At 60.6% G+C, this 22,836-nt stretch carries 23 protein-coding genes; 13 read left to right on the top strand and 10 right to left on the bottom strand.

The features are described from left to right. Window positions 1–207: 207 nt before the first annotated feature. On the bottom strand, window positions 208–747 hold the full coding sequence (locus tag VLJ37_01750) for an O-acetyl-ADP-ribose deacetylase (GenBank protein HSA58393.1): 540 nt from the start codon (window positions 745–747) through the stop codon (window positions 208–210). Between the two features lie 130 nt (window positions 748–877). On the opposite strand from VLJ37_01750, the gene VLJ37_01745 reads away from it, so the two are divergent. After that, the gene (locus tag VLJ37_01745; GenBank protein ID HSA58392.1) at window positions 878–1,726 is read left to right on the top strand and encodes a hypothetical protein; all 849 of its coding nucleotides are present in this window, start codon (window positions 878–880) and stop codon (window positions 1,724–1,726) included. Here the strand turns inward: VLJ37_01745 and VLJ37_01740 are convergent. Both VLJ37_01740 and VLJ37_01735 read right to left on the bottom strand, forming a co-directional pair. Next, entirely contained in the window at window positions 1,721–2,131 is a 411-nt protein-coding gene (locus VLJ37_01740; protein ID HSA58391.1) for a hypothetical protein, read from the bottom strand. The genes VLJ37_01745 and VLJ37_01740 overlap by 6 nt on opposite strands. A gap of 48 nt (window positions 2,132–2,179) precedes the next feature. After that, complete coding sequence (locus VLJ37_01735; protein HSA58390.1) at window positions 2,180–3,301, bottom strand: Xaa-Pro peptidase family protein; 1,122 nt, start codon at window positions 3,299–3,301, stop codon at window positions 2,180–2,182. Between the two features lie 65 nt (window positions 3,302–3,366). Between VLJ37_01735 and VLJ37_01730 the strand changes: the two genes are divergently transcribed. Beyond that, a complete protein-coding gene (locus VLJ37_01730) occupies window positions 3,367–5,997 on the top strand; it encodes a valine--tRNA ligase (protein ID HSA58389.1) in 2,631 nt (876 codons plus the stop codon). Here VLJ37_01730 and VLJ37_01725 read toward each other — a convergent pair. After that, window positions 5,994–6,257 (bottom strand): type II toxin-antitoxin system RelE/ParE family toxin, encoded by a 264-nt coding sequence (locus VLJ37_01725; GenBank protein ID HSA58388.1) that lies wholly within the window; start codon window positions 6,255–6,257, stop codon window positions 5,994–5,996. The genes VLJ37_01730 and VLJ37_01725 overlap by 4 nt on opposite strands. Beyond that, complete coding sequence (locus VLJ37_01720) at window positions 6,244–6,468, bottom strand: hypothetical protein (protein HSA58387.1); 225 nt, start codon at window positions 6,466–6,468, stop codon at window positions 6,244–6,246. Before VLJ37_01720 ends, VLJ37_01725 begins: the two co-directional genes overlap by 14 nt. Before the next feature lie 82 nt (window positions 6,469–6,550). Between VLJ37_01720 and nadC the strand changes: the two genes are divergently transcribed. Next, window positions 6,551–7,378, top strand: a complete 828-nt coding sequence (gene nadC, locus VLJ37_01715; GenBank protein ID HSA58386.1) for a carboxylating nicotinate-nucleotide diphosphorylase — start codon at window positions 6,551–6,553, stop codon at window positions 7,376–7,378. Here the strand turns inward: nadC and VLJ37_01710 are convergent, their stop codons facing one another. Next, window positions 7,379–8,239 carry a ParA family protein gene (locus VLJ37_01710; protein ID HSA58385.1) on the bottom strand — a complete coding sequence of 287 codons (861 nt, stop codon included), beginning with the start codon at window positions 8,237–8,239 and terminating at the stop codon, window positions 7,379–7,381. A gap of 59 nt (window positions 8,240–8,298) precedes the next feature. On the opposite strand from VLJ37_01710, the gene hemW reads away from it, so the two are divergent. Beyond that, window positions 8,299–9,447, top strand: a complete 1,149-nt coding sequence (gene hemW / locus VLJ37_01705) for a radical SAM family heme chaperone HemW (GenBank protein ID HSA58384.1) — start codon at window positions 8,299–8,301, stop codon at window positions 9,445–9,447. A 25-nt stretch (window positions 9,448–9,472) separates the two neighbouring features. Here the strand turns inward: hemW and VLJ37_01700 are convergent, their stop codons facing one another. Both VLJ37_01700 and VLJ37_01695 read right to left on the bottom strand, forming a co-directional pair. Further along, window positions 9,473–10,657, bottom strand: a complete 1,185-nt coding sequence (locus VLJ37_01700; protein ID HSA58383.1) for a protein kinase — start codon at window positions 10,655–10,657, stop codon at window positions 9,473–9,475. A 58-nt stretch (window positions 10,658–10,715) separates the two neighbouring features. Beyond that, entirely contained in the window at window positions 10,716–11,495 is a 780-nt protein-coding gene (locus VLJ37_01695) for an NYN domain-containing protein (GenBank protein ID HSA58382.1), read from the bottom strand. A 91-nt stretch (window positions 11,496–11,586) separates the two neighbouring features. On the opposite strand from VLJ37_01695, the gene VLJ37_01690 reads away from it, so the two are divergent. Beyond that, a complete protein-coding gene (locus tag VLJ37_01690; GenBank protein HSA58381.1) occupies window positions 11,587–12,429 on the top strand; it encodes a hypothetical protein in 843 nt (280 codons plus the stop codon). Here VLJ37_01690 and VLJ37_01685 read toward each other — a convergent pair. Beyond that, entirely contained in the window at window positions 12,422–14,062 is a 1,641-nt protein-coding gene (locus VLJ37_01685; GenBank protein HSA58380.1) for a sigma 54-interacting transcriptional regulator, read from the bottom strand. The genes VLJ37_01690 and VLJ37_01685 overlap by 8 nt on opposite strands. 203 nt (window positions 14,063–14,265) lie before the next feature. On the opposite strand from VLJ37_01685, the gene VLJ37_01680 reads away from it, so the two are divergent. The 8 genes from VLJ37_01680 to VLJ37_01645 all read left to right on the top strand — a co-directional run bounded on the left by VLJ37_01680 (window position 14,266) and on the right by VLJ37_01645 (window position 21,328). Next, window positions 14,266–14,910 carry a tetratricopeptide repeat protein gene (locus VLJ37_01680; GenBank protein ID HSA58379.1) on the top strand — a complete coding sequence of 215 codons (645 nt, stop codon included), beginning with the start codon at window positions 14,266–14,268 and terminating at the stop codon, window positions 14,908–14,910. A 122-nt stretch (window positions 14,911–15,032) separates the two neighbouring features. Next, window positions 15,033–16,352: a PEGA domain-containing protein gene (locus VLJ37_01675; GenBank protein ID HSA58378.1), complete on the top strand. Its 1,320-nt coding sequence runs from the start codon at window positions 15,033–15,035 to the stop codon at window positions 16,350–16,352. Window positions 16,353–16,369: 17 nt separating this feature from the next. Beyond that, the gene (locus VLJ37_01670) at window positions 16,370–16,852 is read left to right on the top strand and encodes an OmpA family protein (GenBank protein HSA58377.1); all 483 of its coding nucleotides are present in this window, start codon (window positions 16,370–16,372) and stop codon (window positions 16,850–16,852) included. Beyond that, a complete protein-coding gene (locus tag VLJ37_01665; protein ID HSA58376.1) occupies window positions 16,849–17,355 on the top strand; it encodes a hypothetical protein in 507 nt (168 codons plus the stop codon). The genes VLJ37_01670 and VLJ37_01665 overlap by 4 nt, the downstream gene beginning before the upstream one ends. Continuing rightward, window positions 17,352–18,140 (top strand): hypothetical protein, encoded by a 789-nt coding sequence (locus tag VLJ37_01660; GenBank protein ID HSA58375.1) that lies wholly within the window; start codon window positions 17,352–17,354, stop codon window positions 18,138–18,140. Before VLJ37_01665 ends, VLJ37_01660 begins: the two co-directional genes overlap by 4 nt. Before the next feature lie 22 nt (window positions 18,141–18,162). Beyond that, on the top strand, window positions 18,163–18,783 hold the full coding sequence (locus VLJ37_01655) for a hypothetical protein (GenBank protein ID HSA58374.1): 621 nt from the start codon (window positions 18,163–18,165) through the stop codon (window positions 18,781–18,783). Window positions 18,784–18,986: 203 nt separating this feature from the next. Then, window positions 18,987–19,583 (top strand): hypothetical protein, encoded by a 597-nt coding sequence (locus VLJ37_01650; protein HSA58373.1) that lies wholly within the window; start codon window positions 18,987–18,989, stop codon window positions 19,581–19,583. A 56-nt stretch (window positions 19,584–19,639) separates the two neighbouring features. Then, a complete protein-coding gene (locus VLJ37_01645; protein HSA58372.1) occupies window positions 19,640–21,328 on the top strand; it encodes a serine/threonine-protein kinase in 1,689 nt (562 codons plus the stop codon). A 2-nt stretch (window positions 21,329–21,330) separates the two neighbouring features. Here VLJ37_01645 and VLJ37_01640 read toward each other — a convergent pair whose 3' ends face one another. After that, window positions 21,331–22,836 (bottom strand): hypothetical protein, encoded by a 1,506-nt coding sequence (locus tag VLJ37_01640; GenBank protein HSA58371.1) that lies wholly within the window; start codon window positions 22,834–22,836, stop codon window positions 21,331–21,333.

Here is a 22,836-nt window from a genome sequence, read left to right as displayed (position 1 = left end):
TGCCCCTCCGTCCGTAGGACAGCTGGTAATGGTCGGATCACACATGGTTTAAGCCTTATCTAAGGCAAGAACTGTGCCAGACACCGAGATGTGGGGTGAGGAGTCCCCTGGGAAAGATAAATAATTTCATTATCTTATATGAAAATATTCACGTCGGTGAACGATGAAGGAAAAGGAAGGGGTGTGGACCCCCCTAAATGGAGTGTCTCATTCTGTCAAAGCGGTGAGGGCCCTTTGAAAGGTATCCAGGGCGGATTGTCCGAACAGAACGAAGCGGATGAGGTCAAAGACCGGCTCTTGATCATAAAAGGCGGCGGCGGTCTCGAGGGCGATCGGGGCCGCGAGCTCCAGGGGGAAGCCGTAAATGCCGGTGCTGATCGAGGGCAAGGCCACCGACCGGCACCCGTGGTCGGCCGCGAGGCGGAGGCTCGTCCGGTAGGCCGACGCCAGGAGCTCGGGTTCGTTCTGGGAGCCGTCGAACCACATCGGGCCCACGGCGTGGATGACGTATTTCGCGCTCAGCCGCCCGGCCCCCGTGATGACCGCCGAACCCGTGGGGCATCCCGTGTACCGGCGGGAGAGTTCCCCCATGATCTCCGGTCCGCCCGCGCGGTGGATGGCCCCGTCGACGCCTCCGCCCCCGGCCAACTCGGCGTTGGCCGCGTTCACGATGGCATCCACCTGCTGACGGGTGATATCCCCCTGAACCAACTGGAGGACGGAGTGGAAGAAATTCGGCGTCACCATAGGCATTCCGGTGTCTATTGTCTCACGAAGCCGGACTTTGTTGCGTCCCATCTTTGGATTTGACTTCAAAAGACGGGAAGTCGTACCGATACCGGCCTTGGCCGCTTCCCGCGGCAGGCAGGAGGAAACGATGCGTTTTTCACGAAGGATCACGGGACTCTTAGCGGCGGCGGCGGTGGCGTTTTCAACGCCCGCATTGGCCGGCGAGATCATCTATAAGAGCAAGAACAAGATCGACTTCATCAAGCTCGACGGGGCCAAGAAGGCCGAGAAGGAGGGAGGAATCGATCATCCCCACACCTTCACGGCCGACCAGATGAAGGCGATCTTGAGTTCCATCAAGTTCAACAAGAAGATCCTCCTGCTGAAGGACATCGAGAACCGGGAGCTCTTTGACGAGAAGAATGTTGAGTTCCTGACTCCCTACCTCGTCGATGCCTTTCAGAAGGCCAAGCCCGAGGAGGTCGTCGTCGTCTCGTACTTTACCCGCGACTCCAAGCTCGTCATCCAGAACGACCGCCTCACCGTCATGAGGGCCTTCGTCAAGACCGACGGCCTCCACATCAAGTTCACGAAGATCTACGCCAAACTTCTGGGCGACCGCACGACCCAGGGCGCCGCGTCCGCTTCCGCGCAGGCGCGGGGACTCCGGGTCACGCTTGAGCTGCAGGAAGGCCAGAACCGAATCTCTTGGGACCCCGAAGAGCTGGTCTTCGACCTGAGCCGTTTTTCCGGCGCCGCCGTCGCCGAAAAGGCGGAGCCCGTGAAGAAGGGCAAGGGGAAGAAAGAGAAAGAGGGCAAGGAAATCGTCGCCGAGGAAGCGGTCAAGCCGTCGAAAAAGTCCGCCAGCGCCCCCGAGGCCTCTGGTGAGAAGACCGTCCGGGACCGGCTGAAGGAGCTCGACCAGCTCAAGGCCGACGCCCTCATTTCAGACAAGGAATACCAGGCCAAGCGGAAAGAACTGCTCAAGGAACTATAACGGCCCCACCGACGCCGTCATCCGGTCCCCGAGCCGGAGCATCAATCCATTCGCCACCACCGGTGTCGTGAACAGATTGTCCTCCACCACAAAAAATGGGGCGAGGGCCGCGAGATCGCCGATGCCTCGATCGGGCCGGTGGGCGACCCGGAGGAGTCCGTAGGTCCATCCGATCTCGTCGCGGCGATCCGTCGATCCCCCAAAAAGCAGACTGCGCGCGTCGGCAAACAACGTCTCCATGCCGTGAGCCGAAATTCGGCTGCCTTCGCCCGTCGTCAGTCGCGACAGGGCGTCTAGAGAAATCGGTTCCTCCAAGAAGACGGTGGGACGTTCCAGGGCATTGGGAACGACGGCCCAGCCCTGGAGAATGGAGAGGACGGAGCAGAGCGAAGGGATCGACGTCATGGAGCAGACACATCGCCGGGACGGCGGGGGAGGTTGCGTCGTAAATGGTCAGGGGATCTCAAAAACCTTCGGGATCCTCGTCAAAACCTCGCAACCCTTCTTGGTGATATAGACGACGTCCTCGATCCGGATGCCGCCGAGCTTTTCATAATACAGTCCCGGCTCGACGGTGACGACGTGGCCGGAGCGAAGCCGGTTGGAGAGGCGGCTGACGCGGGGAGATTCGTGGATGTCCAGACCCAGACCGTGTCCGGTGGAATGGATAAATCCTTGAGGCTTGCCGTTCAGGATCCCCGTCTTGAAGCCCGCGGCCTCCAGAACGCGGCTGACTTCGCCGTGGACGTGGGCCGCGTCGACGCCATGCCGGATCGACCTGATCCCCGTCTCCTGCGATTTTTTGACCGCCGCGTACATCTTTTTGAGAGCCTCGGAGGCCCGGCCCTTGACGACCGTGCGCGTGATGTCTCCATGGTAGCCCGTCGCCATCGATTTCGGAAAAACGTCGAGGACGATCGTCTGGTTCGCGTAGAGGGGTCCCGTTCCCCGGCAATGCGGATCGGCCGCCTGCTTGCCGCAGGCGACGATGGTGTGTTGGCCGAGGGCGCCGCAATCCATCATCTTCAACTCGATGACCCGGCGGAGGGCTTCACTCGTGAGGACGGCACCGTTCCGGTAAATCTTTCCGCCCTTGACCTTCGCCTTTTTGAGGACGTCGATCGCGGCCTGGATGCCGGCCTCGGTCGCCCGGAGCGCCGCCGTGATATGGTGTTTCTCGGCAACCGACTTGATCTCCCGGTCGGGGTAGAATGGATCGGGAACGACTTCGACTTTGTAACCGCGCTTCCTCAGGTTTTCCGCCTGCTGCAATGGAAAGTAGGAGGGGACTTGGAGGCGCTTGATCCGCCTTTCCCTCAGGACGGCGTCCAGGACGATTCCAGGCCGGATCTTATGCCCGGCTCGACGAAGTTTTTTCTCGATTCCCGACTGGGACAGAACGAGGTCGACGTCGGCCTCCTTCTTGGCGCGGCTGACCTCCAGGTCCGAGGCGATCAGGATCTTCCTCCCCTTGTGCTCGATGAAGGTGATGGGATCGGGCACGTAAAAACGCGTGGCCCAGTAGAGGTCGGCGCATTGCTCGGAGCTGGCGATGATCAGGCGCGCGGCGGCCATTCGGCTAAATTACAGGGAGTTTTTGATTTTGACAATAAATCCCTCGTTTCCTACTCTCGGCGTTCATGTCCAACCAAGAGTTGCCCAAGGTTTACGAACCCAAAGAGGTCGAGGAGCGCTGGCTGAAGAGGTGGCTCGATTCTCATCTCTTCCATGCCGACGTGAATGGAAAGGGCGGGGCGTTCTCCATCGTCATCCCGCCGCCGAACGTCACCGGCTCCCTCCACATGGGGCACGCCCTCAACAACACGCTCCAAGACATCCTGGTCCGCTATAAGAGGATGAAGGGTTCTAACGCCCTCTGGGTGCCGGGGACGGATCACGCGGGGATAGCAACCCAGAACGTCGTGGAGCGCGAACTGAAGAAGGAAGGCAAGAGGCGGCAGGACCTGGGCCGCGAGAAATTCATCGAGAGGGTCTGGGAGTGGAAGAAGAAGTACGGGAGCCATATCGTCCATCAGCTCCAGCGCCTGGGCGCCTCCTGCGATTGGGAGCGCGAGCGGTTTACGATGGACGATGGGCTCTCCCGAGCGGTGCGCGAGGCCTTCGTCCGGCTCTACGAAAGGAAGCTCATCTTCCGCGATCTCTACCTCATCAATTGGTGCCCGCGTTGCCACACGGCGCTTTCGGATATCGAGGTGGAGCATCAGGAGACGAATGGGCATTTGTGGCATATTCGGTACGGAGACAACCTCGTCGTTGCCACCACGCGGCCCGAGACGATGCTCGGGGACACCGCCGTCGCCGTCCATCCCGAGGACGAGCGCTACCGGGCGCTGATCGGCAAGAAACTGAAGCTGCCCTTGACGGACCGCGAGATCCCCGTCATCGCCGACCACCGGGTCGACCGCGAGTTCGGCACGGGCGCGGTGAAGGTCACTCCCGCGCACGACTTCAACGACTTCGCTCTCGGAAACGAGCACAAACTTCCGCGCATCAATATTTTCACGCCCGACGCCCACATGAACGAGAACGGCGGAGACTACGAGAAGATGGAGCGCTTCGAGGCGCGCAAGAAGATCGTCGCCGACCTGGAGGAGAAGGGGCTCCTGGTCAAGACCGAGCCTCACAAGCTCTCGGTCGGCCACTGCTATCGCTGCCGCACGGTCGTCGAGCCGTATCTCTCGCTCCAGTGGTTCGTGAAGACGAAGCCCCTTGCCGAAAGGGCCCTCCAGGCGGTCCGGGAGGGAAGGACGGAGTTCCATCCCGAGAACTGGACGAAGACCTTCGTCAACTGGATGGAGAACATCAAGGATTGGTGCATCAGCCGCCAGATCTGGTGGGGGCACCGGATTCCGGCCTGGTACTGCGATTGCGCCAAGGACCCGATTGTCGCGCGCGAGGACCCGATAAAGTGCCCCAAGTGCGGGAAGGCCGGACTGCGCCAGGAAGAAGACGTCCTCGACACCTGGTTCTCCTCCGGCCTCTGGCCCTTTTCGACTCTGGGCTGGCCGGACAAGACACCGGAGCTTGAAAAATATTATCCCACGTCGGTCCTGGTCACCGCCCACGACATCATCTTCTTTTGGGTGGCGCGCATGATGATGTTCGGCCTGGAGATGATGGACGAGGTCCCGTTCAAGGACGTCTACATACACGCCCTGGTGCGGGACGCCCAGGGTCAGAAGATGAGCAAATCGAAGGGGAACGTGATCGATCCCCTGGAGATCATGGACCGGTTCGGGACCGACGCCTTCCGGTTCGCGCTCGCCGCGCTGGCGGCGCAGGGGCGGGACATCAAACTTTCCGAGCAGATCATCGAAGGTTACCGGAACTTCGCGAACAAGGTCTGGAACGCCTCGCGGTTTGCGATGATGAACCTGGGCGGATACGAACCCCTGCAGGATGTCTTGTCGTATTCACCCTATGATCATTGGATTATTGTTAAATTGAGTGAAACAGCCGACATCGTTTCAAAGGCGATTGAGAATTACGAGTTTGATGTGGCGGCGAAATCCGTCTACCAATTCTTCTGGCACGACTTCTGCGACTGGTACCTGGAGTTCAGCAAGATCACTCTGACCAAGCAGGTCTTATATGATGTCTTGGGTGCCAGCGTGTCGCTCCTACACCCCTTCATGCCCTTTATTACGGACGAAATTTGGTCTTTGATGCCAGGCAATCAAAAAAGGCCATTTCTGGATCAATGCGGATTCCCAAGCAATGAAAGTGTTCTAAAGCATACAACCGGATTCTCGGAGGAAACTGCCCGATTGGACGCGAGTATCGTCGACATGATCATACCAGTCATAGAAGCGATTCGATCTATTCGAGGAGAAAACCGCATCCCTTCCGCCAAGGAAATGACGGCGATCATTTACTCGAAGAAGATTGAAGACCGAGGTCATGTTGAAAGCTGGCAGCCAATCATCCAACGCCTTGGGCGAGCCAAATCAACACAGGTCGTACAAGAGCCCCCTGTGCCGAAGGGGATGGCTCACGTGGTCATCTCCGAAGGCCTCGAGGTCTTCGTGCCCCTCGAAGGGCTGGTCGATTTCGCCGCCGAGGTTCAGAGGCTCGACAAGGAGATCGGAAAACTCAAGGCCGACATCGAGCGACGCGGCAAGCGCCTGGAAGATCAGAACTTCGTCAGCCGCGCCGACCCGGAGATCGTCGAAGAGGAGCGGGAGTCCCTCCGCGAGGCTCAAGGCAAGCTCGTCCGGTTGGAAGAAACGCGCCGGAATTTTGCCTCTTAGTTTCGATAGACATCTTTTCTGTGGCCTATCTTAAGAACCTTGATCAGGATCAGATCGTCGTGGACCTCATAGATGATGCGGTACACGTTGACCCGGATACGGAAGGTGCTTCTTTGGCCTGAAAGCTTGCGACAGCCGGGAGGGTACGGAGTTTCCGCCAGGTCCTGGATGGCCTTGACGATCTTGGGGACGAAAGGCTTGGGGAGCGAAAATAGCGCCTTTTCGGCCGAGCGGACGATCTCGATCCTATATTTTGCCATGGGCCTTGAGGTCTTTCAGGATCTCGGACAGAGGGCGGGACGGTTCCTTTCTCAAGGATTTCAGGTCTTCGACGTCTTCGAGTTCCTCGAGCTTGTCCAAGAGGGCGTCTTCGATGAAGCGGCTCATCTTCAAACCCCGGTTCTTGCAGACGAGTTCGACCGTCTTCTTGACCCTGTTATCGATGCGGGTCGCTAATTGGGCGGATGCCATGGTCGATACCTCCGAGGCTAAGGATAGACATATCAGCTAGAAAAGTCTAGCAATTGCTATCAAATAGTGAAAGAGTGGAACCATGCCCGACCGCATCCAAATGCTGATCGAGATCGCCCTCCAGGAGGACATCGGGTCGGGCGACATCACCGCGGACGCCCTCTTCGGCGATGAGGCGGTCGAGAAGTCCGGCGTTATCGTCGCCAAGGAAGACCTGGTGATCGCGGGCCTCGAGATTGCGCGACGCGTCTTTCTCACCGTCGACCACCACTTGCAGTGGGAGCGTTACTTCGAAGACGGCGCTCGCGTCGCCAAAGGCTCCCGGGTTGCAAAAGTTTCCGGGCGTTTCAAGAACCTGCTCCGCGCCGAACGCACCGCGCTCAATTTCCTCCAACATCTCTCCGGCGTGGCGACGCTGACGGCCCAGTTTGTCGAGAAGGTGAAGGGAACGGGCGCGCAAATTCTGGACACCCGCAAGACCCTGCCCGGCTTTCGTGCCCTCGAAAAGATGGCCGTTCGCGCCGGGGGCGGAAAGAACCATCGCCTCGGCCTCTACGACCGCTACCTGATCAAGGACAATCACCTCACGGGGATCTCGATCGCCGAGGCGGTCAAACGCGCGAAGGCGCACAACACGAACCGCGTGCCCGTCGAGGCGGAGGTTCAACGGTTGGACCAGATTGACGAGGCTCTCTCGGCCGGGGCCGACATCCTGATGATGGATAATTTCTCCGTCGAGGAGCTGAAGAAGGCCGTTCAAAAGGTCGGCGGCAGGGCCAAGATCGAAGCATCGGGTGGAATCACCCTCGAGAACGTGCGCGATTACGCCGCCACGGGCGTCGATTTCATCTCCGTCGGAGCCCTCACGCACTCGGCCCGGGCCGTCGATCTCTCGCTGGAAATCCTTTGATCAGTTGTTGGAATTCTTGAGGCGGTGGACCACTTCGTCCGCGAGCGAATGGTAGTTGGACGCCCCGCTCGATGCGGGCGCGAAGCTGAAGACGGGCTTCCCTTCAAGTTGGGCTTTGTTCAAGGCCGTGTTGATCGTGACGTTGGTCTTGAGGATCTTGCCGTTGAAGAACCGCTTCATGTTGTCCAAGATGAGCTGGTTCATCGTGAGGTTCCGGCCGTCGACCCGCGTGAAGAGGACCCCCAGAACGTCCAGATTGGAATTGAGCCGCTCGGTGACTTCACGAAGCGTCTCAAGCAGGTCGGTCACGCCCTCGAAGGCGAGAACACTCATTTCGCACGGGATGAGCACGGAATCGGCCGCTACCAGGGCATTGAGCGTCAGGTTCCCGAGCGAAGGCGGGCAGTCGATGAGGATAATGTCGTAGTGCGTCTTGGCGGTTTCAATGGTCCTCTTGAGGATGAATTCCTTGCCGATGCGCGAGGCCAGAACCGATTCCGTCTGGACCAGCGCCTTATCGCCCGGGGTCAGGTGAAAATTTTCCAGGTCGGTCTTGACGACCGCATCGAGCAAGTTGCCTGTGCGGGCCTCGAGGACCTTGGAGAGCGGCGTGTACTCGATGCCGTCGCTGACGATCGCGCCGAGAGACTTTTCGACGTGCCCCTGCGGATCGAGATCGATCACGAGCACGTGTTTGCCATGGTAGTAGGCGAGGGACGAGCCCAGGTTCACGGCCGTCGTCGTCTTGCCGACGCCGCCCTTCTGCGAGCAGATGGCGACGACCTTGGCCTTTTTGTCCCCCGCTTCATACTGGGGGCTGTTGACGAGGATCAGATCCTTGAGTGTGTCGGCGATGGACATAAGAGTTTGATTTCTGAAGTCTTGTTTAGTGCAACGGGCGCGAGTTATCAAGAGGCAAGATGGGGTTTTCAGTCTATCTTCATATTCCGTTCTGCGAGGTGAAGTGCGGCTACTGCGACTTCTTCTCGGTCCCGAGGGGGTTCGAGGACTTCGACCTTCAGGAGGAGTACGCCGGCGCCTTGATCCGGGAAATCCACGAAAGATCAGGTGAATTTTGCGGCCGGCCCGTCCGCTCGATCTTCTTCGGCGGAGGCACGCCGTCGCTCTTGGCCCCGGTTTTGCTTGAAGAGATTCTTGATGCCCTGGCGCGTCATTTTTCCTGGTCGCGTCAAACGGAGATCACGCTGGAGGCGAACCCGAAAACAGTATCGTTGGAAAAATTAAGAGCCTTCCGCGAGATGGGCTTCAATCGGATCTCCATTGGGGTGCAGTCGTTCCAAGACCGTTTTCTCAAAACTCTGGGACGGATTCATGATGGAAATGACGCACGCCGGACGGTTCATGACGCGCGCGCGGCGGGATTCGAGAACGTGAGCTGCGACCTGATCTTCGCGCTGCCCGGGCAGACGTTCGCGGATTGGGAGAACGACCTCGAGACGGCCGTCGGTCTCGGCACGGATCACCTCTCCGCGTATCACCTGACGATCGAGGCGAACACGCCGTTCGAGACGCTCCACCGTCAAAACCGGCTCTTGCTCCCGCCGGAGGATGACGGCCTCCGCATGCTCACGTGGACCCGCGAGTCGCTCGCGGCCGCGGGGTTGCCGGCGTATGAGATTTCCAACTTCGCGAGGCCCGGATTCGAGTGCGTCCATAACCGGAACTACTGGCGTTACGGGGACTATCTCGGGTTCGGGGCGGGAGCCGCCGGTTTTGTCCGATCAAAGGAGGATTCCGTTTACGGCGTCAGGCGCCACAACGTCCGAAACCTGAAAAAATATCTCGAACGGGAGATGCTCGACTTCGAGGACCGCATCGACCGCCGGACGGCGATGGGCGAATTCTGCATGCTGGGACTGAGGACGCGCGAGGGGATTGACGGCCAAGCCTTCGCTTCCTCGTTCGGCGTCCGCGTGGAGGACGTCTTTTCCGGGGTGATCGCCCGCTGGAAGGAAAGGGGCCACCTCCAAGGCGCCGGTTCCGGCTGGTCGCTGACCCCCGACGGCCTTCTCTTCACCGACGAGGTGGCGGCGTCGTTCCTTCCTTGAGGGGATTCGCGCGGCGTCCCGCGGTTCACAGCCGGTCAAAGTCCCCGATCATCGCGACCGCGTCGGCGTAACGCCGGTGCGGTTTCCCGTCGATCGCGCGCCCGACGATCCGGCGCAATTCCTTCAAGGTTGACTGTTCCGCCGGCGTCTGATGGCCCACGCGCGAGCGAAGGCGGGCCGGCAGGGTGCGGCCGAAGAAATCGAGCATCGTCATGCCGAGGGCGTAGACGTCGCGGCGCGGACCATCCACATATTCGGCCTGGTAGGCCTCGTGGGGGATGAAACCCGACGTACCGACGGGAGCGGTTTCCGGCCGGACCTCCTCCATCCTCACCGCCAGCGAGAAATCCGTCAGCTTGATCCGGGAGGCCTTGGCGTCCATCACGAAGTTCGACGGCTTGACGTCCCGGTGAACAATTCCCTCGGCATGAATCGCGGCGAGCGGGGCGATCAGCTGTCGGGCGAGCGAGACGGCCGACTCCAGAGCGATGGGATTTCTCTTGGGATGATAATAAGAGTCGATCCCCCTCAAGTCCTCCGACGGCATCCATTCGAAGCTGACGAAGGGGGCTCCCATGGGGATCCGCCCGGTGCCGTAGGCCTGGACCACGCCGTCCGAGGATGGGTTCGCCTGGAAGCGGATCTCGTTCAGGACGATCCACAGGGGGAGGGAACTGTCGCGGTCCGGCGACGTGTAGACCTTGAGGGCGACGGGGTGGCCGTCCAGTTCATCCTCCGCGCGATAGACCATGGAGTTTCCGGTTGTCGAGATCCGATGGATTTTGTCGTAGGTGGGGAATCCGCCGAGGTTCCGCGAGGAGATCTTCAGGAACTCGCATGGCTTGAGAAAGAGCCGCGCGACCGAGCCGGGGGATCCGACGAAGCGAGCCGGGTTCCGTAGAGATTCTCGCAACGGCAGGAGACGCCCGAAAAAATCGGGGAGGGATTCTCCCAGGCCGGGAAAAAGGCCGTGGCGACTCAAGACGGCGATCACCGCCTGGGCGGCGATCCGTTCGGGCACAACCTCGTCGCGCGCCGGTGCCATCAGCTCGCACATCTCGTCCAGAGGCCGAGTCGGAAGCCCGGCGGCCTCGAGCCCCGCCCGGTAATAGCCGGTCACCGTCTGAACGTCCCGGAGATGCGTCGCCGTGCCGGTGGCAAGAGTCTGCAGGGACAGGATGTGGTTTTGCAGGAAGGGCTCGATCAGCATCGCCGGGCTTTATCGGTCCGGCGGGGCCGATGTTGCCAGAACTTTTTTGGGGGACAGATTACTTCTTCTTCCCGAACCCGGTCACCACGTAGGTGCCGCTCCGGGGATCCATCGTCAGCTGAAGGACGCCGTTGCGCTCCATGTCCTCGAGCAGGTCCTGCCAGGTCCGGTAGCCGTGGTACGACTCGTTGAACTGGGGCTTCTTGCGTTTGAGGGTGTCCTTGATCATCGACGAGTAAAGCGTGTCGCGGTTTTCGCGCTTGAGGGCGAGGATCGTGTCGACGACCAGCTGGAACGCCTCCTTCTTCAGCTTGGGGAGGGATTCCTTGATCTCCGGCGCCGAGGTCGTCGCCGAACGTTCCAGGTCTTCGTAATAAATGAACTCGTCGCAGTTGTCGACGAGTAGCGCCGAGGTCGAATCCTTCATGCCGATCCCGATGACACGTTTGCCGTTTTCCTTGAGTTTGGAGACGAGCGGCGAGAAGTCGCTGTCTCCGGTCAAGATTGCGAAGGTGTCGATGTGGCCCTTGGAGTGGGCCATGTCGATGGCGTCGACGCACATGCGGATGTCGGCCGAATTCTTTCCGGCCGCGCCGCGCTTGGGGACCTCGATCAGCTCGATCGCCGCTTCGTGCAACTGCGTCTTGTAGTCCCCGTAGCGCGTCCAGTCGGAGTAGGCCCGCTTGACGATGATCTTGCCCTTCTCGAGCAGGCGCTCGAGGACCTTGTGGATCTCGAACTTCTTCCGCGAGCGCTCGAAGCCGAGCGCGAAGTTCTCAAAATCGATGAACACGGCAATGGACGACTCGGGGCCGTTCTGGCTGGCGGACTGGGTCATGGAGTTTCCTGATAAGCGGACCGAAGCCAAAACGCAAGACGTCCTTCCGTGGGGGACGCAACTTGGATAAATTTTTTCCGATAATCCATCCATGTCGTTGAATCCCGCCCAGCTCACCGTCTTTCACCTGAGGGTCCTCTCGCAGTTGGAGATCCTTCAAGGGACCAGTCATCTGGCCGGAATTTCACATGATTTCAGCCAGACCCTCGAAGTGTCGCTGAATCAGGCCTATCGCTACATGACCGCCGTTCGGGGGGGGGAGGCGCCGGCCCTCGCAGCGGGCCTGTGGAGTGCGGACGCCTTCCGGCAGCGCATCGGTGCGATTCTGGGCCAGGTGATCCGGTTTCAGCCGGGGGTTGCGCCCGATTTTCATCCGCTCCAGGCCATCCTCAGGCGCGGGATACGGCAGGAACCTTTTCCCGTCATCATCGAGAAGGTCTCCTACGAGGAGGCGGAATCCTTGGCGACCTTCCGATCGATGAAACGCGAATTGAAGGAATTCGAACTCCTCAAGGTCATGGACACGATGGAGCCGATGGTCTTTCTCATGCGCGGATGGGGCGGCGAAGTGCGGGCCATGGCGATTGCGGCTTTGCACGATGACCGGGAGGAAAAGACCATGCTGTGTTGCCGGGACGTCAAGTTCGACCGCAACCGCATGACCGCCTTACAGGGCGTCGGGGCCGTCCTCACCCTGGCGCGCCTCATCTATATGAAGAGGGCGGGCCATTTGAACGATGCGGCTCCCATACTCCGCGATATCCGTCCGCCGGTTTTGAGGGCCTATCGTTCTCATTTCCCTCATCTTCCTCCGGTGCGCGGCGAGCAGGGCGAGTGGCATATCACCAGGGCCGAGGCGGAGCACTTCCTCCTGCATTCCCCCGTCGATCTGATTGAACTGCCGCTCGCCCCGGCCGAGGCCCCCTCTATCTGAATTCACCGGGGTCGATCCCGTCTTCGTCGATCCACTTGTGAATCGTTACGCGCGAAACGCCGAGGGCCTGGGCGGCGTGACTGATGTTGCCGTTCAGGGATGCGAGCGTCTCCTTCAGCACCCTGCGTTTTTCCTGGCGGATCTCGGAAACCTTGGAGCCGTCGTGGGAGACCCTGACCGGACCTCCCTCCAGCTCAAAATCCTCCAATGAAGCGACGTCCGACCCGTGGCTCAAGGCGTTCGTGATGGCGCGGCGGACGGCCCGGTTGAGTTCGCGGATGTTGCCCGGCCAGGGCAGGCGCTGCAGAACGGCGAGCGTCTCCTCGGTGAAGCCGACGGGCGTGGGCGCGTGCCGCATCAGGAAGTAGCGCACGAGATGGGGGATGTCTTCCCGCCGTTCGCGCAGGGGCGGGATCTTCAGGACCCACTGAAAGCGCTGAAAGAGATCTTCGCGGAACTTGCCGTCGCCGCGTGACTTGTCGAGGTTGCGATTGGTTGCGAAGACGAGGCGGACGTCCAAGGCGATGTCCCGATTGCCGCCCACCGGGCGGACGTAGCCGTCCTCGATGACACGGAGGAGCCGGGCCTGTGTCTCTAGGGGCAGATCACCGACCTCGTCCAGAAACAAAGTGCCCTTGTGGGCTTCCTGGAAATAACCGCGATGATCGCCCACGGCCCCGGAGAAGGACCCGCGCACGTGCCCGAAGAGCTGACTCTCTGCGAGCGTCTGCGGGATCGCGGCGCAATTGACCGCGACAAATGGGCCGGTCCGGCGCCTAGGGTTCTCCGAGTGAAGGAACTGTGCGATCAAGTCCTTGCCCGTTCCCGTCTCGCCCAGGAGAAGGACGGAGTCGTTCCCGGGTGCGATCTTCTTCAGCCGCTCAATAAGGCTTTGAAAGGCCTTTGAGGAGCCGACGAGCAGGCGCTCGGCCTCGCCCGGGCGGATTCCGGAAAGCGTCACGCCGGGGGCGTCTCCGTTCGCCGCCCCCTTGGGCGGGCCGTCGATCTGGTAGGGAAGGCTGAATCGTCCCAATCGGATCGTGCCGGCAGGCGGCAGAGGGCGTTCGGTCGTGCGCAGATCGTTCAGAAAGGTGCCGTTCCGGCTGTGCAGGTCGCGCAGCCGGTACTCGCCGTCGTGAAAAAAAATCTCCGCGTGTTGTGAGGAGACAAAGACGTTATCGAGCGCAAGGTCGGAGCTCGGAGCCCGCCCGATGAGAATCCGCGTGCGGCGGAACTTTTTCTTTTCCGGCGTCAGAAAGTGGATGGTGGGCAAGGCGCGACGGTCGGACGCGGGTGTGGATTGCGTGGTCGCCGTCGCCGTTTTTTCGTGGGTCAAGGGGTTGAAAAGAGACCTCGTGTTTTCGAAAAACTGGCAGCGATAGCCCCCCACGTCGAACAGGTCGCCGTCCCGGAGGGGGCGGGCGCCAACGAGCCGCTCTCCGTTCAAAAAAACCGGTCCGTCCTTGGGCGTCAGGATGGTCTCGTCCCCGACCCGTTCGAGGCGGGCATGATAGGGCGCCGTGCCGTCCAGCAGGCAGACGTCGTTGTCACGCGCCCGACCGATCGTCAGAGTGGTTTCCAGCCCTTCGCGCAGAAGGGGTTGCCCACGATAGAGAACGATGAGATCGGCCATCCTTGACCTCCTGTCTTCCATTACCCAGTTGTCCTGGGCGACGTGCCGCGGGAAGCGGCCTGGTTGCCTGTAAACAGGAACAATCACGATCCGGGCCCTCTGTAAAGATTTACAGAGACCGTCGGCCGTTCCTTCGCATAAGTGCGCGGAAATGTTGCGGCGAAAGAGAACACCCCCACGGAAAACTTCTGGCACGTCGATTGATGAAGATGGCCGTTGTGAACGCAAACAGGTTCATTGGTTTGTTGGTCTTGGCGATCGTGAACGGCACGGATGTGTTTGGCGCCGACACCATCGAGCAGGCGCGGCGCGAGATCGATGGGGGGCGCTTCGAAACCGCGATCCGGATTCTGGACGAGCGGCTGGAGAATCGTCCGGAAGACGCTGCTGCGTTGAAGGTGCGCGCCCTCGCAGCGTGTGGTTTGGGCCGCTACGACGCCGCTGTTCGGGATTACGAGGCGGCTCTGAATAAGAACCCCGACGACGCCGAGGCACATCGGGATCTAGGGATGCTCCTGGTCTTTAAGGTGAAGGATGCGCGCCATGCAACGGAGCATTTGGAGAACTATCTTGTCCTGACGCACGAGGCGGACATTCCGATGGAGGTGATCCGAATTCTCAAATCTCTGGATCGGGGATGTTCCAAAAGAGAACACCAAATTGTCGAAGAGTTGGTGCGCATGGCACAGGCCTTCGAAGCGGCGGGTAAGCCGAAGATTGCTATTCGCGCTTACGAGAGGGCGCTCAGGATCCGTCCGACATGCAGCTCCTGCAACGAGTCCTTAGGGCGGCTCTTGAAGGATGAAAGGTACCTCGCGAAGGCCAGACTGTTTCGGAGTGGCGGATAAAGATTTGTCCACAAAGGGCGGCGGGCAGAAAACATATTTCGTTGAATGGATTGAGAAAAGCGGCATAAACAGCGGCGAAAACAGCAGCCGAACGTTAGGCGGCGTGAAAAATGAACCCTGCTATGGAATGGAAAACATTATTTCGGTCTTCCGTTGTCATCATCGCGATGCTCTCGCAGATCACTTTGTGGCCGTCGGGTCTTGAAGCCTATGACCTCTCACATTCGACGATCCGCAAGTCGCCGTCGGCCCCGTTCACCGTCGCCCTGGTTCCCTTCGCGGAGATGCGTACCCGCTCCCTGGACGATCTGATGCGAAACCTTCGCGGAGAGCTGAAGAAGACCAAAGGCATGCGTGTCATGGAGGAGGCGGAGACGGAGGAGATCCTTCGTTACTACCTGAAATACGTGAATGCCACGACCGAGGGCAATTCCGTCCAGCGCTCGCTCACAGAGGCGCGACAATCCCTGCTCGCAGGAAATTACCCCCAGGCGGAGAAGCTTCTTGCGGCGACGGAGCAGAAGATTGGCGCCGCCGTTGCGTTGGGGGGGAGCAACGAGGGTTTGTACCAGATCCACCTCCTGCGCGCGAAGGTCCACCATGCGAAAGGCCGAAAAGAAGGCGTGGCGCGTGAGTATGACCGGCTGGTTCACTTGAATCCCCGCATGACGTTGGATGCAAACCTTTACAGCAACTGGGAGAGGAAGGCGTTGGACGATGCCCGCGAGCGCGTATCCAACGAGAACTCGGCGTCGGTCAAAGTGGTCGCAAGTCCGCTGGGCAGCGAGGTGTTCTTGAACGGGGTCCACCAGGGCATCGCACCGACGACGCTTCGGGACCTTCCCGCGGGCCTTCACGTGGTCGAGGTCAAAACAGTCCACCACGCTCCATTTCTACAGCAGGTGAACCTGAAGGCCGGCGAGACGGCCGAGGTGAGCGCGCATTTGACTCGCACTGGCGTGGCGGGAAGTGAGGCTGACTCGCTCTCGGTCACGATCCGGCCCTCCCTTTATAAAACCGATTTGGAGATCTCGCGCCTGATATCGACGCTCGGTTATCACCTGGGCGTCGACCGGATCGTGCTCGTCTCGGACAAGAATTCGAGCGGCGTCGACTCGCTCGTCTACCGCATCGGCGACACGGGACTGGGCAGCGTTCAGCGCCAACACCAAGTGGCCCTTTCTTCCGCCGACCGGGGAGGGAGCGTCGCCGGCATGGTCGGCGCGGTGAATCAGGAGCTTCGCACGGACGTCCTGAAGGACCCGCCGAAGTATGCGGACCAGAGTGTGGGAAGCGTGAAGCTGCACGAGGTCCGAAAGAAGCCGTTCTATAAGAGGCCGCTCTTTTGGATCCTGGCCGGGGCCGCAGCGGGCACCGGAGGGGCGTTGGCGGCGGTTCTCGCACCGGGGGCGGCGGCCGGCGGAATATTGATCGGTTTTTAACCTTGAGGAGATCTCTTATGCGGGCAGCGACATTCAAGACGACGGCGTTGGTTCTGTCCTTGGCAATCGGTGCCGGTTGCGCGAGCGGACGGACCGTCTCCAAGCGGAGGGGGCCGCAGCCGACCTACACGTGGAAACAGGCCGTCTATTTCGACTTCGACAAGTCCGAGGTCCGCGGGGACGCCCACGCGGTCCTGGACGACGTCGCCGGCAGGATGAAGGGCGATGAGAAGGCAGTGGCGATTCTTGAAGGTCACGCCGACCCCATCGGCGAATCCTACTACAACGAAGCCTTGGCGGAAGACCGGGCCCGTTCGGTGCGCGTGTACCTCAGAGATCAGGGTGCCGATGCCCACCGCATTACGATGACGTCCAAAGGCGAACGCGACCCCGTGGTCCAAGGATACGGCCGCAAGGATCTTGAGCCCAATCGCCGGGTTGACGTCATCCTGACGCTGACCGGGAGTGAGGAGGAATCCAAGAAGGAGGAAGGGAAATGATCCTGAGGAATAGGACAATCTACGCCTTTCTTTTCGCGCTGGCCTGGGCCGTACAGGCGGTGGTTTCGGGGGTTTGGGGGTGTGGTGGTCCGAGCCGAACGGGGATCAATGTGAGCATCGCGGTTCCGTTCGAACTTCTGTCCCTCGAAAACTATCAGGTGGAGATGACCCTGATCGACCCCTTGACCGATGCCGCTCTGCAGGGTCCCGTACCCTTGACCCAGGACGAGGCCAACGACGTATGGACGGGCGAATTGCTCGATGTGGGGGAGGAGCAATTCGTGGCGGTGGTGGAAATCTTGGGGCCAGTCGAAGGCAGCGAGTCTATCCTGCTGGCTAAAGCCGCGCGCGACGTGACGATTCCGAAAGGCGCGCCCTTCGCGACCATCACGTTCAAGCCGTCCGACTTCGATACAAACCTCGACAACGACGGCGACGCTCAGACCAATGTCTATGAGTATGTCCATGGAACGGATCCCAATCAACCGGGAGGTGGGGCATGAGAAAGGTCAAAATCCTTGTTGGCGTCACGGTCATGGCCTGTATGGCGCTTCTCGCCGCCTGTGGAGGGAAAAAACTTCAGACCTCCCTCTCGCTCGAGGACGCGTATTGTCCCCAGGGAAAGGATCTTTCGGGCGCCGTTCCCGAGGTGCTGAAGATCGAGTCATATGAGATTACCATTTCAGGCGACGATTTTGAACCCATCACGGTCACACTGGACGGCAAGACGGCTTCGGCCCCTGTGGAGGAGATCCCCAAGGGAGAAAATCGCACACTGCTGATCGAGGCCAAGAACAACCGCGGCCAGGTGATTTGTCGGCGGGAGTTGACGGGGATCGAGATCAAGGGCGGAAAGATCGCCTTGGTGGAAATTTCCCTGCTGGCGGTTCCGTTTGTGGCGAACATCTCCAATGGCAATGTGGTGACACAAACACGTCTGACCTTCGACGGTTACGGAGAGCCGGTGGGCGCGGTGCAGATCATCGACACCTTCAATGGCGAGGAATCCATATTGACCGATTTGATTACCAGCGCCGACTTGGTTTCGCCGTCGTCCGCGGATGCGACCTTCCAGTTCAAACCGGCAGTCCTTCCGATCGGCGAGCACCTCTTTACGGTGCGCGACTTTCAGACCGGCGAACAAAGCCAGGTGACCGTGACGCTGGTCGCGCCGGGACGGGCGCCCGGGACGGGTCTGAGCATCGCCGGTTTTATCGGTACGGCGGGAGCGCAAACAGTCGGCAGGAACGATAACTTCGTCGAGGCGCTGGAGGCTCTCTCGAAATAAAGCGGAGAAAAAGGGGCGACTCATGAAAAACCTAAAATGGTCCTGTCTATTGGCCTTAGGGGCCGCAATTTGGCCTTTCGCCGGTTCGTTATCCACCCAAGCGGCCGAAACGGCAAGAATCCCGCCGCTCGTCCTTTATGGCGTCGAGATGGAACGCAGGCCTGAGATCCTGCCCTATGAGTTCGAGGAGATTGCCAAGAAAAATCCCAAGGCGTCCTCCCTTCTCTGGAAATTCGACAGGGTGACGTACGCCGGCGAAGGGGAGATCGTCCTGTCCGGATATTCTCCTGACCGCAAAGAGGCGGAAAAGATCGCGCGCTCTGTCCCCGGTTCCAAGATTCTGGAGATCACGGTCCTGCCGCGGGAGGAATGGAGCGGCCGGGAGGTTGCCGTCTACGGTTTCCCGCTGGCCGGCAGCGAAGACAGCGTCGTAGGGGACGTCTGGGTCGTTTCCCGCGGTCAAGCCCCGAGACGCCTGGTGGAGAATGTCCTCTTGGGCTACGTGCATCCGGAGAACACGACGGTCTTCAAGGTGGCCGGATTTTCAAAGGACGAGGCTTCCTTCGTCTATTGCCTGGGCCCGTGCACGCGCTACGACGTCGAGACGGGTAAGAAGACCGGCGTTGACGCCAGCGCGAAGTAAACTGTCACCTGTCTGCTCTTAACACCTCCAGTTAGTATACGGCCTATTAAATTCAAGACCTGGAGGACCACTCCAACAACTTGTGGATTTAATTCAGCATTCGATCAGCTCACATTGATTTCCATCTTGGCATAGCCCTTGCTGAAGATCCTCTCAAAACCACGGGGGGATCTATGAGAGTTGAAAAAATAATCTTGAGCGCCATGACGATCGCATCTTTGGGATTCGCCGGATGCGACGGCGGTACGAAAGTGTCCGATGTGAGCATCCCATCGCCGATCCCAGAGGAGAAGACGACCTTGAACGAGGCGAGTCTCACCCTGAACGGCGTGAGCCATGAGTTCTCAAGTGTCGCCTTGCCGTCCGAGGAACTAACCTATTCGGTGGTGCCGGGTATCTCTCGAACCGTTGTCAGCTCGATTGTTGAATTGACCGGCCAGGAGGACGGGGTCCGCATCACTCTAAGGCTCCCGCTTTCCGTCGAGGAAAATGGCATTACCGTCTTCAGTTGGAAAGAGGGGCAAATGCTCGGATTTGGTCCCACGGTGGGCGGAACGTATTTCAGTACCGACGAGGTCCTCTCCATCGACGTTCGCGATGATTCCGGCCGCGCCTACTCCAGTTGGAATCAAGGCGCGGAAGGCTTCGTCGAGGCCGTCCGGTTGGGTTGGACCGGGGGAGAGCCGATTGAACTGAATTTTATAAACATCGTGCTCTTCGACTTCGGCAAGACGGATTCCATTGTCTTGGACGGCTCCCTCAATGATGTGATCGAACCAAGAGTCGAGCCCGGCGAGTAACCTTTACACATTCGCGGAGACACTCTAGATTGGCGCCCTGAGAGAGGGGTCAATCCTTGGAAGCGCATCGGGTGGGACGCTATGCCCTTGTCAAGCTGATCGGCCGCGGCGGCATGGCGGACGTCTGGATCGGCAAGGCATTCGGGGCGAGCGGGTTCGAGAAGATCGTCGCGATCAAGCTGCTGGCACCGTACAACGTCGATAAGGAGGACTACCAGCGCGCGCTAACCGATGAGGCGCGCATCCTCGTCAATCTCAAGCACCCCAACATCGTCGACGTCTACGACCTGAACTTCGAAGCGGAGAATCCCTACCTCGTCATGGAGTTCGTGGAAGGAACGGAGCTCCGCGACGTTCTCCGCGCCCTCCGCGCGAAGAAGCAGAGATTGCCGCTCAAACTGGCCAATTACGTGATCGCGGAGGTCTCCAAGGCCCTGGCGCACGCGCACGAGCGCAAGGACCCTCAGACCGGACGGCCGCTTAAGATCGTTCACCGCGACGTCTCGCCTTCGAATATCCTCATTTCGGCGCAGGGAGACGTGAAGCTCTCGGATTTCGGCATCGCCAAGTCGGCGCTCCAGTCGGGGCAGACGCAGGTCGGTCTCATCAAGGGTAAGTTCCGCTACATGAGCCCCGAACAGGCCGAAGGACGGGCTTTGGATGGGCGTTCGGACCTGTTCTCACTCGGGCTCGTTTTCTATGAATGCCTTTTCGGGGCGCCGGCCTACGAGGCCTCCAGCGACGTGGGCGTTCTGCAGATGGCCCGGACGGGATCCGTTGCCATCCCGAAGGAGTGCGACCCGGACCTCCGATCCGTTTTCACCAAAATGCTGGCCCCGAAGGCGTCCGAGCGTTTTGCCGACCTCAATGTGTTCCGGCGCGCCTTGACGGAGGCGATGTCGCGTCGGGGCGAAATGGGCGACCGCGAGTCGTTCGCCGAGTTTTTGGGGGTCCTCGATTTACCCCAGCTCCGTAAGGCCGGCGAGATCCGGCGGCAAGCCGAGGACTGGGATCCTCAGCCGACCTCGCAGATCCTGACCGGAGAGGGAACCCTTCGGACACTCGCGGAGGAAGCGCTGCCGCGGCGGCGGAAGAAGCTGTATGTCTTCAGCGGAGCCGCCGCCGCCGTTGGAGCCGCTGCCGTCGTATTTTTGCTGGCGGCGGATCCCTTCAAGGCCGTTCCTGTTCCTCCGGAGGTCGCCGCCCCCGAGACATGGCCGGTCGTTGCAGTGCCCGTCGCGGCCGCTTCGTCCGTCCGGACGCAAGGCACGCTTTTCGTCGAGACGGCGCCGCCGGATGCGGCGGTCGAGGTCAAGTTCGGTGATCGCAAGATTGCGATGACCGGCGCCTTCTCGCTGCCCGAGATTCCGTTCGGAGCGCCCGTGGAGATTATGGCGTCCAAGAAGGGGTTCCGGTCCGTCTCACGGCGCGTGACTTTTTCAAGCGACAAGGCGGAGGAAAAGCTGACGCTGACCCTCCCCGAGATCAAAGACGTTCAAGTGCGTTTTGTCGCGGATCCTTACGCCGAGGTGAGCGTTCCCGGCCAATTCTCCGGGGTGGAGACGCCGATCGCCTCAAGACGCCTTCCGCCGGGCGATTACGACGTTACCTTTTCGCACGGCCCTTCCGGCCATCGCGCCGTGGCCAGGATCAAAGGCCGCGAGGGCGGAAACTTTTTATGTTCGGCGAACATGGCGGTCGAGGACGCCTCCGCTGCGGCCTCGGCCTCCTGCCGTCCCCGATGAGTCTAGCGGCTTCCGATTGAAACTAATGGGAGCCGGAAGACGCCGTGGCCGTAAGTCCCGGCGTAGAGAGTTTCGGTCGCCGGGTCGTAGGCGAAGGACGTGATGCGGAACGTCGGGAGGCCCTCGTTCGAAAGCGTCCAGGGTCCTTTGTCCAGGGAGAAGAGGATCCCCTCGGGCGTGGCGGCGACCCGGAGGTTCTTGGAGTCGACGGTCATCCGCGCAAAGACCGTCTGGCCCAAGGCTGCGTCAAAGGAGGGCGTCGATTCCATGATCCCGGCGAGGCGCTTTTCCTGCACCCAGGAGTCCGGCGCCACCTGCTTGTAGACGGCGTGGAAGTCCGCGCCCACGTCGTCGCTGCCCGGCAGCGTGCCGTGCAGGATTTCATCGGATTGTGCGAAGACGAAACCGCCGCTGAACTCCATGGCCCTGATGTTCTTGGTCCGCAAGCCGGACGGCTCCCGGGGAGTCCAACCCGATCCGGCCTCAAAGGACGAGAGTCCTTCCGACGTGGCGGCCCAGAGGACGCCGTCCCGGACAGCCAGATCGTTCGGCGTTGTTTGGAGAGCGGGCAACGGACTCCAAGCGCCGTTCCCTTGCCGGGAAAAAACTCCCCGGCTCGTCGCCACGTAGAGCGTTCCGCTTGCGGCGTCCCGGGTCATCGCGGAAACGGCCGTCCCCCAGATGCCGGTCTGTTGCTTGAAGAGGGGAGGGCTCCACGACTGGCCGTCGGTCGAGACATAGAGGTCGAAGAGTGTGCCCACGTACACATCGCCGTTGGACGGGTCGACGAAGATCATGCGGAGCTGGGTCAAGGGGCCTTGAAACAGGTCGTCGCCCGCGTCCATCGCCGACCACAGACCGTCCATCAGCCCATACGCGAAGACACCGACGCTATTGAAGAGGTAGAGACGGTTTCGAACGGGATCGGCCGCCGGGCGGCTGAGACAGCAAATGCCGTCGCCCGTCTCGGATGGGATGGTCGTCCTGAGGGCCCAAGCGAGGCCGTCGCCGCTCTCCAGAATCTGACCCTGGCGCCGCAGAAAGGTCATTCCGTTCAAGGCCGCCAGCGATTGGGCCTCTTGCCCCGAGTCGATCCATCGCGCGCCGTCGAACCGGAAGAGCTCGCCGCCGGCGACGGCGAAAAGGGGAGGATCCGCGTCGAACAGGGACTCGAACTCGGGGCCCACGAAGGGCGACGGTACTTCGGAAAGGCCGAAGTCGCTCAAGGCAGGCGCGTCCGGCAGTAAGGAGAATCCGGAGCCTTCCATCCATTCGAAGACGCCCGACTCGCCCAAAACAACGAGCCGGTTTTCCTGCCAGGCGAGGGCATTGAGGGCGCCGCCGTCCAGCCCGCCGACGGGTTCCCAAGGGTCCAAGACCAGCATCGTGTTGCTCGAGGAGGGATTGGGAGTCCCTGCGGAACCCGGTGTCTCAGATCCGCAACCCGCCGCCGTCAAGAGAAGGAGCGCGGCCAGCGGCGCGATTCGTTTCTTGCGCCATGTTTTCAT

Source organism: bacterium (assembly GCA_035454885.1).
GTDB lineage: Bacteria > UBA10199 > UBA10199 > JACPAL01.
The sequence above is the reverse complement of the archived record's forward strand: the minus strand, read 5'-3'. Positions and strand labels throughout refer to the sequence as shown.